This window comes from Rhodococcus sp. P4_E4 (assembly GCF_056401575.1).
In genome coordinates this window covers 48408-64925 of sequence record NZ_JBFUJB010000009.1, presented here as the reverse complement: position 1 = coordinate 64925, position 16518 = coordinate 48408, and the positions used below count along the sequence as shown (strand labels likewise).

The following is a 16518-nucleotide window of genomic DNA, read 5'->3' as shown; positions in this document are numbered from 1 at the left end:
CTGTTGTCCCTGAAACCTTTTGTGCCTGTGTCTCGTTCGGCGCCCTGTTGGTTACGAACCTAGTCGATCGGCGCGAATCCTTTGTCGTGCAGTCACGGTGGGGATTGGTGGTCAGTAGTGGATGGTGTCGAGTCGCCATTGGTCACCACCTTTGGTGAGGGTCGCCCAGACCGTGGTATCGGGTGTGACAGTGTTGGTTTCGTTTTCGGTGATTGCGGTTTGGTGGATGCTGGCGACTCGCTGGATGAGGGCGTCGGTGTCGGGTGGGCAGCCGGAGCATCCCAGGGTCACGTCGGCGACGACTTTGGCGTTGTCGGAGGCCCATTGGTTCCATTGCGCTCCTGGCCCTCGTTCGGTGTGCGTGTCGACGAGCAGGGTCTGTGCCAGGGGGTCGGTGAACCATTCCTGGGCGCGCATGTATCCGTCGGTGGGGCTACGGTCCGTTGCCGGGTACCAGGTAAAGGCGACGGAAAGTGCCTGGCGAGCGATATTTTCAGCCACCTCCGTATCCGGATCCGCGGTGACGTCGATTGTTGTCGGAGCCGGCGAAGTCGAAATGGTCAGCGGCGCCGGTGCTGGGGCGATCTGTTCGGCTGTCTCGGTTTCCGTCTCGTTGCCCCGACCGGAGAGGAAGTACACCAGCCCGCCGACGAGGAGGACAGCGACGGCGAGCAGAACCAGCTTGCGTGCGTTGCTCACAGAACCCTCCTGGCTTTCATATCGCTCTGCAGTGGAGCTTGTTTGACGACGTCCCCGGTGGTGGGGGCGTGGATCATCTGGCCTCCGCCGATCGCGATGCCGACGTGGCCAGGACCTGTTCCGGCCCACGAACCGAACACCAGATCCCCGGCTTGTGCTTGGTCGATCGGGATCTCGACTCCGACGTTCCACTGCTGTTCGGACGTCCGGGGCAGGGTGATCTTGTTTCCGCTGCCCTTGTAGATGGCGTAGCTGGTCAGTCCGGAGCAGTCGAATCCACCGCCGGTCGTGCCGTTGATGTTGCCGCCGCCCCAGACGTACGGGGTGCCGAGGAATTGGCGGGCAGCTTCGACGACCTGCGATCCGGACGCCGAACCGGGCGAGACCACGAGTTCGCCGCTACCGCCGGGGGACGCGAACTCTGCTTCGTATGCAAGGACTTTCGCGACGTAGGGCTGTGTCTGGGTGGTGTAGTCGCCGCCGCTGGGCATTCCGCCGGCATTCTTCACCGCGCCTTCGCCCGCGTTGTAGGAAGCGATGTAGAGCGATTTGGGATCCCCTTTGACTGATCCATCGGCGATCCATCCGTCGACCTGGGCCGCGATGGCGCAGAAGTATCGGCCTTGAGCCATGATCGCATCCCCGTCGTCCCAGATCGAGATCTTGCCGTTGCCGTCGTCGTCCTGGCCGTAAGAACCAAATGTTCTAGGCATGAACTGCGTGATACCTTGCGCTCCGCTGCCGGAGGTCAGTCCACGGACCAGGCCGGATTCGGCTTTCGCGTCTGCCGCCAGCAGCGAGGGCTTGATCTGGGGGCAGATCGATCCGGCTTTGCGGAACCACGGCTCCATTTCCAGAGGAACGGAACCGGCTTTGAGATCGCCACCACCTGCCACGCCGAAGCCGCCGCAGTCGATCGACGATGACGAGGCGGCCAGCTCGATGGCAGGAGAATCACTGCCCGCTTCGCCGGCGGGGGAGGGCACTCCGCCGAGCTTGGTCATCGGATCGACGGCGGTTCCGCCCTGCAGTCGTCCCCCGTCCCAGTATTCGAAATGCAAGTGTGCGCCGGTGGATTGGCCGTTGTTTCCGATGTTCGCGATGTGGTCGCCGGCCTTGACCTGCTGGCCTTCCGTGACGAGGACACCGTCGTCGAACATGTGGCCGTAGACGGTGCTCACAGGTTTGCCGTTGACGAGCGAGTCGAGCACGATCCAGTTCCCGAACCCGGATGCGGGCCCGGCCTTGACCGCGACGCCGTCGAGTGCCGCGTAGATCGGTGTCCCGACGGGGCCAGCGAAGTCGACGCCTTTGTGTTCGGTTCCCCAGCGAGGCCCGAACGGGGACGTGAACGTCGTCGTTCCGTCCTTGGTTGGCTGGGTGATCGGCCCCGATGCTTTCAGTTCGGTGTTGCCGGGCGCCGAGGTGGCTTTGTCGTCCCCCTCGCTCGACGAGTTTCCGCCGCAACGGTTGTGGGGGATCACCGGCTGCTGGGTGCATCCGGACAGCCCCAGGATCGCAGCGGTGGCAGCGGTGAAGATCAGGGCCACCGCCTCACAGCGGCGACTCACAGCGTTCCTGGGAGCGGTGTGTCGAGGTCGGGAATCGGGATGGGGCCGGGAACAGGAACAGGTGCCGGTTCGAGGTCCGCCGAGGGAACAGCGACCGAGGTGGTCGCGGTCGGCGTCGTGGTCGAGGTAGCGCTCGGCGAGGTCGTCGACTTCGGAGCCGTGGTGGTTGTGGGAGCTTCCGAGGTCGGTGCGCTCGCGAGGGAAGGTGCGCCTAGCTTGTCGATCTCGCTGCGGTCCAGGGTGGGCAATGGATTCTGGACCTGCCATGTCGAACCCTTGTCGGTGCCCGACACTTTGAGCGTGATCCGCAGATTCCCCGCCTGTGTCGGGACGATGACCTGCACGGCGCTCTCACCGCCGGTGCCGGCCACGATCTCACTGCGCGTCGGGCCGGTGATCGCGACCGGTACGAGCGGGCGGGCATTGACCACCGTCACTCCGGGCGCTTCTGCGGTGTGCACGCCCAGCTTGGTCTTCCATTCGCTGTTCGAGAGTGACTGATCGATGTAGACGTGCGCGTAGGCCATCGCTGTCGCCGGTGCGCTCTCGGCTACCGAAGCGATCGACTTGCCGGCAATGGAGGATTCGGTCACTTCGATCAACTCGTAGCTCAGATCACCCGGGGTCGCGGACGCTGCTCCTGTCGTTGATGCGGTGGAGGCTGGGATCTTCGAGGCAGTGTTCGACGGGGTCGGGGATTGGCCGAACACTGCTCCCGCCACGAACAGCACACCGAACGCAGAGACGATCGTGATCGTCAGGTTGGTGCGCGAGTACAGCACCCACCGTCGGATCGGTGCGAGTACGGGATTGGCTGCGCTGGAGGGCATCAGCTGAACCTGTCGGTCGAATCGGGCGAAGTACCTGCGGAGGTCAACGACGGTGTCCACAGTCGGGCGGTGGACCGCGGAGGCGTCGACGCGTTCGAGCGCGTCGCACCCGAACGGGGTGTCGTCGACCCGGTGGAGACATCCCGCGAGGTCGGTGTGAACACCTTCATCGGCGCGATACTCGACCGCGGGCCTCCGTCCCATGTCTCACTCACCGACGAAGAGCCGCGCGGCGAACCGACTTCGGTTCCGACCAACTGGCGAGCGAGTGCCTGGCCTCGATTGGCGGCGGTACCTGCGGTTTGCGGCTGATCGGCGACGGGCCGCTTGAGGCCCGTAGAACTCTTCGCGGTACCGGCCAGGCTTCGGCGGCGCACATCGTTTTTGCGTGAATCCGTCAGACGCTGTTGACGATCCATCGTCTTACGCGCATCGACGCGCGACTTGTCGACCTCGTGGCGACGTCGCTGATTCAACTCACGTCCTTCTGGACGCACTGGTGTCACCGAATCCTTGTCGAGGTCACCACCGCGATTGGTCGCCTTCCGAAGCGCCCCGACACCTTCCTCGACCATCGACGCCGCGGGACCGCCCACGACGGCGCTCCCGGCCTTGAAGAACTTCTGCTTCATCGACGTCTGCGCGTGACGAGCCTTGCGATTGAGTGCGCCCGCCTGGTTCTGGGTGAAGGTCTGAGTCATCCGCTTGAACGGACGCATGATGAACCAGCACACCGCAGTCAAGATGACCATGAACCACAGCCGCCACGTACCGTCGACGAGACCGTTGTCGGTGTCGTACAGCTTGACCAGCGCCATCAGATACAGCGCGATGATGACCGCGCCAGCCACGCCCCACATGTAGGCGGTGGCGATCATGCGGCACACGCGAGAGAGGGTGCCGCCGTGTGCGGCGGCGATCGGAACCCAGATCGGTGCGAAGAGAATTGCGAGTCGAATAGCCAGTAGCGCAGTGAGTTTGAGTATGGATGCGCCGATCCAAAGGATGGAAGGCATGGCGAGTTTGATCATCGCCATGAACCCTGTGCCGGTGCGTCCGGAGTCCTTGCCCTGGAACTGGCCGTACGAGAGGTTCAATCCGTCGAGTTTATCGATGATCTCGTCGTCGAACTTGGCTGCTTTCTCTTCGGCAAGCTTGCTCGCGGCTTCGTTGTCGCCGGCCACTTCTCGCTGCTCCGCGTACGAAAACGCGAGGGTATCGCGGAGCTTCGGTCCGAGTTGCAGTTCCTGGTCGTTGAAGTTCGTGCCGAACCATCCTTTGCGCCAGTCGTCGAGGAAGATCTTGTCGATCAGCACATTGCGGGGGTCTCCGGTGTTTCCGGACACGGACAGCATCTGACCTTGTGTGTCGGTGATGATCGAGCCAAAGGTGTCGTCGGCGGCCTGGATGGCTTTTTGCGGTGCGCCGACGAACAGTGCTCCGATGGCCATTGCAGCGCCGGCGATCGCGACGGTGCGGGTCACGGCCGCGGCGTTTGATTTGAGGGCGTTCCAGATGATGATCGTCGCGGCCACCATCAATGCCACACCCAGCCACGTTCCGTAGACGCCGAGCATTCCGTTGGAGATCGAGGCGACGATCTGATCGAACTGCACCATGGCCGGGGCGATCCCGGCCTCTTCTGCAGCTGGCCCGGTCTTTGTCTGGTCGTCGAGCCAGAACGCGGCAGCTGCGAACCCCTTGCCGATTGCGAGGAATGTGTTGCCTAGGGTGGTGTCCGCGACTGCGTCGGGTGCGCGGACCAGGTCGTTGCCGCAGCCGAGGTCGTAGGTGTACCAGCGCAATCCGGCCCATCCGTAGGTTTCGTAGCCGGTGCCGCCCTGTTTTGGTTCGCGGTCTTTGCTCGAGGAATCGAACTCGGCAGCCATGACCGAGTTCGGGAACTCGGGGGAGGGGACGTCTTTGCAGTCGAATCCGCCGGCAGATGCGATCGGCCCACCCGGGGCGACCAGGGGCACCAGCGCCAACGCTAGAACAGCGAGAACCCGCGCCAGATTGACGGTCAGCGCCCGAACGCGCGATCGGTGAGGGATTGCCTCATCCAGCTCTGCCGAGGGCGCTCTGAGCCCTCCGCGGGTATTCATGCGGCGCCGCCGAGCGCGTTCTTCGCCGACGAGGAATTCAGCGCCGCGAACACATGCGCGAGATGCACGTAGTGAATCCAGCTCGAACGCACCAGCTCCACGTCGTCGGCCATCCGGATCATCCAGCGCCGCGCTTCGTCCTGATAGGAGGTGTCGGTGTCCTCGTCGAGAGTGTCCTCGCCGCCGCTGCCCAGTTCAGCGAGGAACTGCTCGAACCCTTTCCCGGTGGGAAGTTTGAGCAGTTTCAGAGCACCTTCGATTGCATGCGGATCACCGCCGACGTCACCGACGAACACCTCGTAGGTCAGGGCGGTCTTGTCGTCGCTGCCGTCCAATCCGAGGAAATCATCCGGAAGCTGCGAGCAGACCAGGGCGCGGACCTTGAATTTTCGTGAGTCGCGCGCAATTCGAAGGTTGAGGGTGCGGCCGGCACCGGTGGATTCGAGATATTTGTTCTCGTCGAGGAAGAGCACCTTGCGCACGTGGCGAGGCTTTTCGTAGACGAGTCTGTTCGCCAGCCACGCGGCCATGTGCATCAATGGCGCCGTCATCCGTTGCTGTGGTGTCCACTGCGAGGACGGCGTGCCTTCGGGCGGTAGCTGCAGGCCCGGCATTGTCAGGATCGTCAGTCGGATGTCGGCGTCGAATGCATCCGCTCCACTGCCGATCGTGCCCGCTTCCGGGAATAGCACACGCGCTTCGGTCAGTTCCGACATCAAACTGAGCTGCTGGTACAGCCCGTTCGCGCAGGTTTTGACGGCTTGGTCCGGATCGCTCACTCCGATGGATTGGATCGCGGCCAACACTTCTCGGAGGTTGTGGTTGCTGTCGCCGCCTACCATGTTCGCGGCCATGTGCAGCACGGGTTCGGTGTGTTCGAGATGCAGATGCCGTTCGGTGAGCATCATCTTGAGCACCGAGACGGCGACTTCGACACGCTCGGCGGCGGCTGCACGCATATCCGCATCGAACTTCGACTGCGCCGCCGCGAACGGATCTGCATCCCGGGCGTACTCGACGTTGTGGGCGTCGTACTCGGGATCGTCGCGACGTGGATCGGTGATCACGCGGTACGGGTTCAAGGCGCCAGCGCGTGAATCGCGACCGGTGAGGGCGTAGACGCGGGCGATGTCGCGAAACTCCGGTAGTCCGGCCAACGCTGCGAGCGGACCGGAGGGGTCGAGGACGACGCCGTACGCGCCGGCTCTGACGGCTTGGTAGACGATCATGCCGGCCAGGAATGTCTTACCCGAACCGGGTACGGCGACGATCGGTGTCAGCCCGGACTTGTGCTTGATCTCGTGCGCGGCGAACAGGTCCCAGATCACCGGGCGCGGCGAGATGGATCCGGTCTCGCCAAGGACGACACCGCGGCGGTCACCGATCCGGTCACTGACGGTCGCCATCCCGGCGGCGACTGCTTCGACGTCCATGTGTCGTTTGTTGGCGATGTTGGCTTGCGGCTCACCGGGTAAGAACTCGCGCAGCAACTGGTATTGGCCGTGCTCTTGTTCGAGCGCGATGTGAGGGGAGTACATCTCCTGCAGATCGGAGACTTTCTGCCGCGCATCGTCGGGGTCGGTGCCGACCACCGCGAGGCGGTACCACCCGGTGGTTCGAGTCGAGAGTCCGGAATGGTCTTCTTCGACGTCGGAGATCACGTCCTGTGCGCGGGCGTGCTGCTCCGCCAACTCTTTCGGCGGGACCTGATCGTGTTCGACGGTGTAGTGGTCGAACTGCGATTCGATCTTGCCGGTCAGCGAGCGCATGGTGCGGATTGTTTTCGCTTTGTCGTGTAGCTCGATGCGATCGGACCATTCGAGAGGTTCACCGGACGGATCGCCGATGATCTGCCACGGCAGCATTCGTTCCGGAATCGGTAGGGGAGCCATGCGGCCGATCGTCAGCACGATCACCACGCCGGTGTACTTGCGGCCGTCGACGACGCCGGAGACGGTGGTGTACCCGTCGCCTGGGGTGAGGGAGAGGTCGGTGAGGTCTTCGAGGGCGGCGACGTCGGTTTCTTCCCAGTCTCCGGCTCCGGCGATCGCACCGCCAGATTCCAGTGGCAGACCGATGGTCGCTGATCGGCGCAGCAAGTAGTCGATCGCCGCCGGTGTGGCCGGTGTTGCTTTCACTCCGCGGCCGGACATGATTCGTTCGAGTGTTGCGAGGTGGTCGGCAAGGGCCTTCTGCTCGCGTTCGAAGGCGTCGTCGGCCCAGCTGTTCACCTCGGTGCAGACCCTGCCCAGCAGCGGCCAGTGAGCGAGGTGGCGCAGCATCCGGGCGGTCCAGTCCAACCCCTGGCCGAGTGAGGAGCGTTGCGGCAGTTCGATACCCCAGTAGCGGCCTTTGATCGTCGCGTTGGACCACAACATCGCATGCTGCTGCCCGCGCAGGTAGTCCGCCCATGACAGTGCGCCGGGAACATCGGGAATCGGGGTTGCCCACTTGTCGTGATCGACTGCCCACTGTGCGACGGGGAACGGGGTGCGCACGAGGCGGCGATGCACCTTGTTGACGCCGGCCTTCTGGAGGTTGGTCAGGATGATCGCTTCGTCCTGGATGAAGCGGCGCTGCTTTCCGGTGGTGCGGAAATTCCACGGCCCCTGGCGTTGGACGAACCATGCGGTGGAGGTGGTCGCGGTGCGGGTGATGTTCGCTGAGGTGCCGGTCAGTTTCAGGCGTACCGCTTTTCGTTCGCGGTCTGCACGTTTCGTCGCTGCGGCCTTGTCCCGATCTGTTGCCGACTTTGCCCGTTTCTTTCCTGTGCGGCGACGCCGACGGCCCAGCGCTTTGTCCGCGACGTGGTCCGGATCGGATGCAAGGGAGGTGAGGCCGTCGGTGTCGTCCTCGCTGTGGTCGTATTCAGAACCATCCGGAGCGTGTGCGGGTTCGGCTTCGGACCACGCCCGCACCGGTTGCGGAGCATGTGACTGCACTGCCGCCCACGACGGAGGGAGCGCGCCGGGAGGAATGACCGGAACCGGGTCGTCGAGCTTCGGATCGAACAGAGCCGCAATGTCGTTCTCGGGAACGGTCATCGGTGATCCTCACCGTCGAGGCGAACAGGTACGACGGCACGTTCTCCTGTAGTCAACCGCTCGGGTAGCGAGATGAACACGGGTGCACCGCGCTTCGGTGGGCGCGGCGCAACGAGGTCGTTGAGGGCGGCCTTGAGAACCGACCGCAGTGGGCGGTCCGGGGTGACGAACTTCGCTATCCGGGTCGTAAGCCACACCGTGATCACGGCCATCACCATCAGTGATTTGAACCCGAGCGGGACGTGCAGAATTCCGCGACCGATCACGAACACCACCACGAAAGCAACCACGCCGACGATGCCGGCCGTGTAGCGGATCCGCACGGGCAGTGGATAACCGGTCGGACCGAGGTAGTGCCGGTCCACGCGGTACATCAGGTCGTCGTTGTCGATCACCGAGCATCCCCTTCGAATGGTCTCTGCGCAGGCATCAGCGTTAGGTCGAGATACCGACGAGCCCGAGAAGCCAATTGCCGATCCCCGTGGCCGCCGATTCCGATGTCGCGATACCGAGGTAGGCAAGCCCGAACAACCCGAGTCCACCGACGGTGAAGACCCGCGACAAATTGCCCTTGAGCCCACCGACGAGAACCACACACGCGAGGGCGATGAGGATGGTGAAGACGATGTTGTCCTTGATCCACGCGCGCAGACCACCGGTATTGACGTCCGTCGACTGCGCGAAGGTCACAGCATCTGCGGCGAGCGGTGGATGCGTCGCCGGGATCGACACGTCGATCACGGTGGAAGCAAGAGAAAACATGAGCACTCTCCAACACAGCGGTGAAACCAGACCCCACGAATGTGGTTGCGCGGAAACGTAGAAGAGTGGTGGCAGGAATTTCAATGCAACCTGTGGATAACTTTCGACCCCGCAGTTTGGCGCGCTTGTCGATCAGCATTGGTGCGTGTCGTCGTGGGGAGTGTGCTCAGGTGTCGCGATTCGCCCGTCGGGGATCTCGATCTAGGGAAACTATCTGGAGTGTGGGGCGTGCGTGTCTACGCCGTGGTCTTCGTTGCGGGTGTCCGCGGGGACTTCCCATATCTCGACGGGAGCGTTCCTTCAGTGGAGCGGCAGACAACTGTGAATGGGCATCGTCGACGGACCCGCCACAGACCATAGAGATCGACACGTGTCTCCCTCGCTGCGCTTCGTGGGCATCGCCCGCCTGAAGAACCTGGCACAGAACCATTTTCGGAACGTGTCCGCCAGCTGTGCGAGTCGCCCCTGCTGGAACTTGCTCAATGCACCCGCGCCGTGGCCACGGTCTGAAGTTCGAAGAACAGTTCCCCGCCACCACCTGCGTGGTGTGCATGCTCTGCATGCGTGGCGTGTTCAGCACGCACACGCAGCAGGCTGCGCACCCCGTGCTCGAACAGTCCCGCATCGAGGGTGCGCGCAGGGTCACGGACGGAGGTGGAATTCAGGGGCCCGATTCACTCTTCCCCTTCGGGGTCACTCCCCCGGCCCTTCGGGCCTAGGGGGAGTGTACTTCTCAAAATTGCTTCACGCCAACATATTTCGATCAACTGCTGGTCAGAGTCCTGTACGGAGTATCCCCGGATCATCCTGGCGCGACGCCTGCCACGGTGTCGTCCACACCGCTCTCGGCTGTTCGAGCACCGGGTTCCGTACCCCGCGAAGCGAGGCGTTCGAGAGCCCTGCAGGGGTCCGCGAACAGTGACGTAGGAAGACACAAACCACCCGAGATGTACATCGTCATCGGGCCCGTGCCGTAGGGGGTCGAACGAGTCCTCACGCGGTGTATCAGCCATGCCGTCGCGCGGTCTTCGGCCGGTGATGCGCAGCGCCACAAACAGAACCAGCCGCGGGTAGAGGCGATGGGTGTCTATCGCGCCCCGGTATCACCGCTCGGGCATGTGATGCGCGCTCCAGCCATGCACCCGCGAAACAAGTTATCCACAGGCGGGTTGAGATCGCTTCCCACGCTCTGTGACAGTGCACCCCACACGCCCCGGCGATGACCGCCTCGGGACTGGATTCGAGCGAGAGGAGTAGACGGTGAGCAGAAGCCAGCAGGACCCGCTCAAAGACTTTCTCGTCGACCTCTTCGGCTCCGACAAACCCCACGCGCGAACAAACCAGGCGGGGGAGTCCGCCATCCGCCCGTACACGGCATGGGCGCCTTTCGCCGTCATCGCAACAACACTCGCGTTTCTCGCGCCGCAACTCCTCGAACTCACCGAACAATTCTCGAACCCACAGCTCGACAGCGCAGTCTCCGCAGTCCACGAGTATCGGTGGCCGCTCGCCGCTCTCACTCTCGGCCTGCTCGCCTGCGATATCGCACGGTTCCTCACCCACCGTCACCGCGCCGGACTCGACGCCCAAATCCGGCAAAGCACCCGCCACACCCCGGTCAAAATCACCATCGGATACCCGCCGGGCATCACCACCCTGCGCAGCGCCACCATCACCCTTGCCCGCGGCGCCATCATCCGTCCGAAAGAGCTCGACGAATTCACCACCGCAGTACGAGCTTCCGCGAGCCAGCACGCCAGCACATGGACCTACACCGTCATCCACGACGCCCACCGCGACCGAATCCGCATCACCCGCACGCTGACTCAACCCGACCTCCGATCACCGCGGCACAAGGCACTGGCGAACTCCCTCAAAGACGGACCGCTGAAAGAGCCTGCCGTGAGCGTCGCCTCGCTCGACGGCGACGTCGAAACCGCCTTCAAGATCACCTTCACACCCACCCTCTCCAGCGGAGCACGCGGATTCCAAAAGAAAGTCGACGAAGCCCTCGCCGCCCTCGCCGGCGAGCACGAATCCGGCCGCACCTGGGCCACCGACTGGTTTCCCTCCGAGGGCTACCTCCTGATGAGCCTGCGCGCCCCACTACCGACCCGCGTCGATCACCCTCTCGAACTCGTCGACGAGAACCTGCGCCACCTGCCCTACGCGACGGCAGCATCGGAGGTGAACATGTTCTGGGACATCTCCACCAAGTCGAACAAACCTCACTGCCTGATCGTCGGACCCACGGGCGGTGGCAAGACATCGGTGATCCGCACCCTGCTCACCGAAGCATCGCGACGAGGAATCCCGTTCCTGGGCGTCGACCCGAAAATGATCGAACTCGACGGACTCGAGGGCTACCCCGGGTGCGCCGCTATCGTCTACGACGCCGTCCGCTCCGCGATGCTCGTGCGTGCCCTGCACAGCGAAATGATGGCCCGCAACCACTACGTTCACGTGAAGAAGATCGAGCCGTCCCAACTTCCTCTCCTGATCGCCGTGCTCGACGAGTTCTTCATCCTCTCCGGCAAATGGCAGCGCCTCGCCAAAACCGGCGACGACGAAACCCGCGATCTCCTCAAAGAACTCGACCCACTGGGCGCGTGGGCAGACCTCGCCGTCCTCGCACGCTCGGCCGGTATCCGGCTCCTGCTCGGTGTGCAACGACCCGACGCGTCCCTCTTCGGCGGCGCCTCGGGCAACGCGCGCGACAACTTCGGCACCCGCATCTCCCTCGGCAACCTCTCGCAGGACGGCGCGATGATGCTGTGGGGCGACTCGCAGATCGGCCGCGAGATCGACACCTCCGTCCCCGGCCGCGGAGTCGCCCTCGGCAACGACGGCGTGCCCGTCGATGCGCAGATGTGGTGGACACCGAACGTCGACCCGCACCCCAACAAATGGAACCAGCTCTCGACCTCGGAGAAGAAGATCATCGACGGGCTACGGCCCCAGCAGGAACCGCACATCGCGTTCTACTCGACCGAACTGCGCCACTTCATCGAATCCGAGCGCTCTGTCGCCGTCGCTGCCCGCGCCTACGGCCGAGCTCCCGAGCCCACCGTCCTCGGCCACCACGACGACACACCTGCCGCCGACGCAGGGGATGACTTCGCTGACGCGATACCCGCCGCCGCGGTCACCGAAGGAATGACCGTCCTCGTCGACGACGGCCGCGGCAACGAACACCCGGCCACCGTTGCCGCGGTCACCGTCATACGCGACGAAGACAGCGGCGCCGTCACCGAAACCACCCTGACCTTCAACGGCACCGGACGGGTCAAGAACCACATCACCTACGGACCACACGAAGTCGTCCTGCTCCCCGAACCCGACACCACCGCACCCGCGCCCTGACACGGCGACCCGACTTCGCTGACACACCTGCACAACCCTCACCCGAAAGGTCCACCCATGAGCCGCCGCATCTCCCAATCGATCACCCCCACCGCCGACGACATCACCGTGCTGCGCAACCCCTTCGCAGCACCCAAAGGCGGCGGCGACCCCGTCATCACCGAACTACGCCGCGTCCTCAAAAACGCCACCCCACATGGCTACCGAAACTCAGCGAAGACCAGGAACTGACCGCTCCGCGACTCGACGAAATCAAAAAAGCCGTCGCCACCCGCCGCCAGATCATCGAAGTACTCCCCGACGGCAAAGCCCGCGACGACGCCCTGGCCGCCCTCGACAAGGCCGACACCATCGTCCTCGAAATGGACACCGAACTCTCCGGCGTCGGAGCCTTCACCGGAACCACCGCGTGATGTCGACCCTTGCCATCGAAATCACCTCCGAGCGAACCGCACTCGTGAGCGGGGCAGGGGACGAGAAGGTGGAACTGTCCGCCGAAAACGGGCAGTCGATCCACGCGGTAATCGCACAGTTCAGCCGACAACACTCCGCCGACGCAGGCTCACCCGTCGAGGTCACCGTGCAGGAAGCGGGCCGCTCCCGCCAACTCACCGTCGCACCGGACGGGAAGGTGGCGCAATCGCTGCCCACCGGACCCATCCCCGCACCCGCCGACACACCACAGACGCGGCCGGATCATCATGTCGACGAACCGGTCACGATGGCGATTACACCCCTCGGCGACTCGCCGCCACCCATGGGAACCGACACCCATGCCCGGCCAGTCCCCGCGGCGCGCACACCGACCTCCACATCCGTGCTCGCAGCACCCGAGATCGCGGCCGGCTCGCACCAACCCGCCCGCACCGGACTACGCGGCCGACTCAACACCATCCTCAACCTCCGAATTGCTCCGAAACCCGAGTCCGCCGAAATGCGCCACCGCGCCGCCATCGCATCCATCACCGGCCCCCTCCCGGGGTTCTCGATCGTGACCATCGCCAACCCGAAAGGCGGCGTCGGCAAAACCCCACTCGCGGTAGGGCTCAACGCGATCATCGCCGAACACCGCGGAGCCGCAACCACAGTCTGCGTCGACGTCGCCGACGTCAGCGGCAGCCTCGCCGACCGCGTCAGCACCCCACCCCGCGGCGGACACGACGTGCGCTCACTGATCGCCGCAGGCGCAGCCGCGCCAGGCAGCATCCGACCCTCGGCGCTCTCGCAGTACCTCACCCGCCAACCAAGCGGGGACGACATCCTCGCCGGCAACAACGGCGCCCACGGATCCAGTCTCGGCTACGACGACACCCACGCCGCGGCGCAGATCTTGTCCCAACACCGCGAGATCCTCATCGCCGACACCGGCAACAACCGCCTCGCCGGCAGCTGGCACTGGGCAACAACCCACGCGGACGTCCTCCTCGTGCCCGTCCCGCTCCGCCGCGACGCCGCCGCAGCCGCGCACCGCATGCTCCTCGACCTCACCGCCACCGCATGCCCGGCGATGATGGCTCGCACCATCGTCGTCATCACCGACGGACCCGGAGACGCACCGATGGTCGAAATCGACGCTGTCGACGCCTTTCTCGACGCCGGAGTCCATTCGGTCGCCCGGATGCCGTTCGAACCACTCTTCGCCTCCGGCGAGCGCATCTCGCCCTCGAAGCTCCGGCGCAGCACCACCGAATCCCTGACCGTCGTTGCCTCGACCGTCATCGATCTCATCGCCCACGCCGCTGACTGATTCATTTATCAGCCGGATTCCGCACACCAGACCCCCGCCGGCACCCATCCGCACCCTCCTGAACGAAAGGCATCACATGAGCATCGACACCACCGCCGCCAACCGAGCCGCCCGCCGCGCACACCGGCTTGGCCGACACCGCCGCCGCACCCTCGCCCGCCAAAGCATCATTGCAGTCGTCGCTGCCGCAGCAACGGCCGCCGGAATCGCCCTCGCACCACCGGTAATCGCAGCGCCCGGGCAAGCCGGCATCACCGACGGAGGAGGACAAGCAGGCATCAACGACGGCGGCGGACAGTCCGGCGTGACCACCGAACCCACCCCGCCGCCGGCCACAGAACCTCCAGCCCCCACAGAGCCCATCTACTGGGTCGACCCACCCGCGCAATACCAGAACATCGACTACCAGCCGCTACCGAACTGGGACTACGACACCAACACCTACACACCACCCACCTACAACGACACCACCCCGACCGACTACACCCAGCTCCATCTCCCCGGCCCCGTCGACGTCGTCGCACCGATCATCGCCCCCCGCGACACCCTCCGCATCGGAACCTTCCACATCGCACAACCGAACTGGGTCTCCGACGTCGACCTCGAACGGACCAACAACACCACCGCCATCATCGAATCCGGAGTCGCCACCGGCTGGAACTCCTTCGGCGTCCCAATCGACAAAGCCAGCCGCGACGCCGCCACCCAAGTCGGCGGTGCCGCCGCCGGAGCACTCGCCGGAGGAATCGGCCTCGCGACCCCGTTCGCCATCGGAGGAGCGCTGATCGGCGGGACCGTCGGCGGAAACATCGGCCTCGGACTGGGCAACGTCTTCGTCCCCGGAATCGGCTGGATAGCGGGTGGTCTCGCCGGAACCGCCGTCGGCGCCGGTACGGGTGCCCTCCTCGCCGGCGCGCCCGCATTCGTTCTCGGCGGTCTGGGTGGAGGAATCGCAGGATTCACCGCCGCCGTCGCGTACGGCGCAGGTGAACTCGGCGAACCCGTCGAAATCGAGGTCCCCGACGTGGACCAACCCGCCGTTACCAGCCAGACCCAGGACACGCTCACCGACTGGGAGAGCTCCGGGCCGATCGGTGAGGCCGTGGCCACCACTGTCCGCGACACCGTCGCTGCTGCCCCCACGATCGACCGGCAGGCACGCGACTTCGTCGCAGCCCAGCCCGGAGGCGAGCAGATCATCGAACACGTCGACACCGCACTCGCGGAATTCTTCACCAACGCGACCCCGGGCCTGGCGTCCTCGCTGATCAGCGACGCAGTCGGAGCGGGTATTCCGGCGTAAAGCTCGCATGATCAGAGCCGTTCAGGGCGGGCGGCAACGCGCCGCCCGCCCTGAACTTGTCTATGCGCCACTGCAGAACCAGGCGCGAGCACCGAAAGGACGACAGCGATGACGAACACGACAAGGCACCCCGCAGTGATCGACCTGCTCGGTGGCGCGCCCATGCCCGCAAGTGCCGGCACGACTAGAACCGTTTCTCCCCCCATGCCTCCGAGGCCGCCGAAGTTGCCGTTCAAGAGGGATTTTCGATCGCCTCGCCTGCGTTACGTCGCCGCATTTATCGCGGTGGTCGCGCTGCTCGGTTGGTTCGTCCTGCGTCTCCTCTCCAGCAATGACGAGAGCGCACAGGAAAGAATCGCCGACGAGACAGACACGTCGGAAACGGCGCCCACCCTCGACGTCACCCCACCCGTTCTCGCTACGGCACCGCCGACTGAAACCGACCCGACCGCATGCCGCACCGACCCCGGCGACCAGAAAAGCGGCCCCGGAGTCATCACGGCCTTCGAACACGCCTACTACGTCACCCGCTCCGGAACAGCCGTCCGTGAACTCACCACCCCCGACACCTCCCTGTCAGCGAAGGAGAAGATCCAAGCCGGAATCGACACCGTCCCAACAGGCACCACCCACTGCGTGCGCATCACACCGATCTCGACCGGTATCTACTCCGTCGCTCTCACCGAAATACGACCTGACGATGCGCCGGGTCAGTTCTCGCAGACGATAACAACCAAGGACATCGACGGCCGCTGGTTCGTTGACAGCATCAGCTGACCCACGACAGCGACGGCATTCTTCGAGAGAGATGAATTCCCAACGAATGCTCTGTCAACCGAACCCGCCGCGCCGTAACTGTCGCGGTCGCCGCCGTTGGCGTTACTGCCGCACCGCATGGTGACACGAGTGCAGTCGCCGGGGTGCCCGCCTCTACCAAGCGGAACGATGGTCACCGATTCTGCCGACGATCGCCCGACCAGGCCGACATCAATTTCGCTGCCGACGTGCCTCTCGACTGGAAACTCTCTATTCGAGTAGGGCACTTCTACCTATCCTTCCACGTCGGCTGAACCTAACCAGGAAAGGGTGGATAA

At 64.5% G+C, this 16518-nt stretch carries 12 protein-coding genes and 1 pseudogene; 6 read left to right on the top strand and 7 right to left on the bottom strand.

Features of this window, described 5'->3' with window-relative positions; all coding sequences use genetic code 11:
* Nucleotides 1-111: 111 nt before the first annotated feature.
* Genes AC1DVN_RS12620 through AC1DVN_RS12590 form a run of 7 tightly spaced genes read right to left on the bottom strand, consistent with a single transcriptional unit; the run spans nucleotide 112 to nucleotide 9011 of the window.
* A complete protein-coding gene (locus AC1DVN_RS12620) occupies nucleotides 112-699 on the bottom strand; it encodes a hypothetical protein (RefSeq protein ID WP_070386196.1) in 588 nt (195 codons plus the stop codon).
* Nucleotides 696-2270 (bottom strand): peptidoglycan DD-metalloendopeptidase family protein, encoded by a 1575-nt coding sequence (locus AC1DVN_RS12615; RefSeq protein WP_477993851.1) that lies wholly within the window; start codon nucleotides 2268-2270, stop codon nucleotides 696-698. The genes AC1DVN_RS12620 and AC1DVN_RS12615 overlap by 4 nt, the downstream gene beginning before the upstream one ends.
* Nucleotides 2267-3100 carry a hypothetical protein gene (locus AC1DVN_RS12610; protein ID WP_064689686.1) on the bottom strand — a complete coding sequence of 278 codons (834 nt, stop codon included), beginning with the start codon at nucleotides 3098-3100 and terminating at the stop codon, nucleotides 2267-2269. The genes AC1DVN_RS12615 and AC1DVN_RS12610 overlap by 4 nt, the downstream gene beginning before the upstream one ends.
* The gene (locus tag AC1DVN_RS12605) at nucleotides 3100-5205 is read right to left on the bottom strand and encodes a hypothetical protein (protein ID WP_477993850.1); all 2106 of its coding nucleotides are present in this window, start codon (nucleotides 5203-5205) and stop codon (nucleotides 3100-3102) included. Before AC1DVN_RS12605 ends, AC1DVN_RS12610 begins: the two co-directional genes overlap by 1 nt.
* Nucleotides 5202-8249: an ATP-binding protein gene (locus tag AC1DVN_RS12600; protein ID WP_477993849.1), complete on the bottom strand. Its 3048-nt coding sequence runs from the start codon at nucleotides 8247-8249 to the stop codon at nucleotides 5202-5204. The genes AC1DVN_RS12605 and AC1DVN_RS12600 overlap by 4 nt, the downstream gene beginning before the upstream one ends.
* The gene (locus AC1DVN_RS12595) at nucleotides 8246-8644 is read right to left on the bottom strand and encodes a hypothetical protein (RefSeq protein WP_019749729.1); all 399 of its coding nucleotides are present in this window, start codon (nucleotides 8642-8644) and stop codon (nucleotides 8246-8248) included. Before AC1DVN_RS12595 ends, AC1DVN_RS12600 begins: the two co-directional genes overlap by 4 nt.
* A 40-nt stretch (nucleotides 8645-8684) precedes the next feature.
* Nucleotides 8685-9011, bottom strand: a complete 327-nt coding sequence (locus tag AC1DVN_RS12590; RefSeq protein ID WP_024487968.1) for a hypothetical protein — start codon at nucleotides 9009-9011, stop codon at nucleotides 8685-8687.
* A 482-nt stretch (nucleotides 9012-9493) separates the two neighbouring features.
* Between AC1DVN_RS12590 and AC1DVN_RS12585 the strand changes: the two genes are divergently transcribed.
* From AC1DVN_RS12585 to AC1DVN_RS12560, 6 genes and pseudogenes are all read left to right on the top strand, one after another.
* Nucleotides 9494-9730 (top strand): hypothetical protein, encoded by a 237-nt coding sequence (locus tag AC1DVN_RS12585; protein WP_141752431.1) that lies wholly within the window; start codon nucleotides 9494-9496, stop codon nucleotides 9728-9730.
* A gap of 541 nt (nucleotides 9731-10271) precedes the next feature.
* Complete coding sequence (locus AC1DVN_RS12580) at nucleotides 10272-12374, top strand: FtsK/SpoIIIE domain-containing protein (RefSeq protein WP_070386199.1); 2103 nt, start codon at nucleotides 10272-10274, stop codon at nucleotides 12372-12374.
* 57 nt (nucleotides 12375-12431) lie between these two features.
* A pseudogene (locus AC1DVN_RS12575) lies at nucleotides 12432-12787 on the top strand (hypothetical protein).
* Nucleotides 12787-14121, top strand: a complete 1335-nt coding sequence (locus tag AC1DVN_RS12570) for a ParA family protein (protein WP_070386200.1) — start codon at nucleotides 12787-12789, stop codon at nucleotides 14119-14121. The pseudogene AC1DVN_RS12575 and the gene AC1DVN_RS12570 overlap by 1 nt, the downstream one beginning before the upstream one ends.
* Nucleotides 14122-14197: 76 nt before the next feature.
* The gene (locus AC1DVN_RS12565) at nucleotides 14198-15424 is read left to right on the top strand and encodes an insoluble domain protein (protein WP_070386201.1); all 1227 of its coding nucleotides are present in this window, start codon (nucleotides 14198-14200) and stop codon (nucleotides 15422-15424) included.
* 108 nt (nucleotides 15425-15532) lie between these two features.
* Nucleotides 15533-16201: a DUF8176 domain-containing protein gene (locus AC1DVN_RS12560; RefSeq protein WP_070386202.1), complete on the top strand. Its 669-nt coding sequence runs from the start codon at nucleotides 15533-15535 to the stop codon at nucleotides 16199-16201.
* Nucleotides 16202-16518: the final 317 nt, after the last annotated feature.

Coding starts and splice junctions, on each gene's coding strand:
- AC1DVN_RS12570 (WP_070386200.1), top strand. CDS start 12,787: ATGTCGACCCTTGCCATCGAAATCACCTCCGAGCGAACCGCACTCGTG.
- AC1DVN_RS12590 (WP_024487968.1), bottom strand. CDS start 9,011: ATGTTTTCTCTTGCTTCCACCGTGATCGACGTGTCGATCCCGGCGACG.
- AC1DVN_RS12600 (WP_477993849.1), bottom strand. CDS start 8,249: ATGACCGTTCCCGAGAACGACATTGCGGCTCTGTTCGATCCGAAGCTC.
- AC1DVN_RS12610 (WP_064689686.1), bottom strand. CDS start 3,100: ATGCCCTCCAGCGCAGCCAATCCCGTACTCGCACCGATCCGACGGTGG.
- AC1DVN_RS12585 (WP_141752431.1), top strand. CDS start 9,494: ATGCACCCGCGCCGTGGCCACGGTCTGAAGTTCGAAGAACAGTTCCCC.
- AC1DVN_RS12560 (WP_070386202.1), top strand. CDS start 15,533: ATGACGAACACGACAAGGCACCCCGCAGTGATCGACCTGCTCGGTGGC.
- AC1DVN_RS12605 (WP_477993850.1), bottom strand. CDS start 5,205: ATGAATACCCGCGGAGGGCTCAGAGCGCCCTCGGCAGAGCTGGATGAG.
- AC1DVN_RS12565 (WP_070386201.1), top strand. CDS start 14,198: ATGAGCATCGACACCACCGCCGCCAACCGAGCCGCCCGCCGCGCACAC.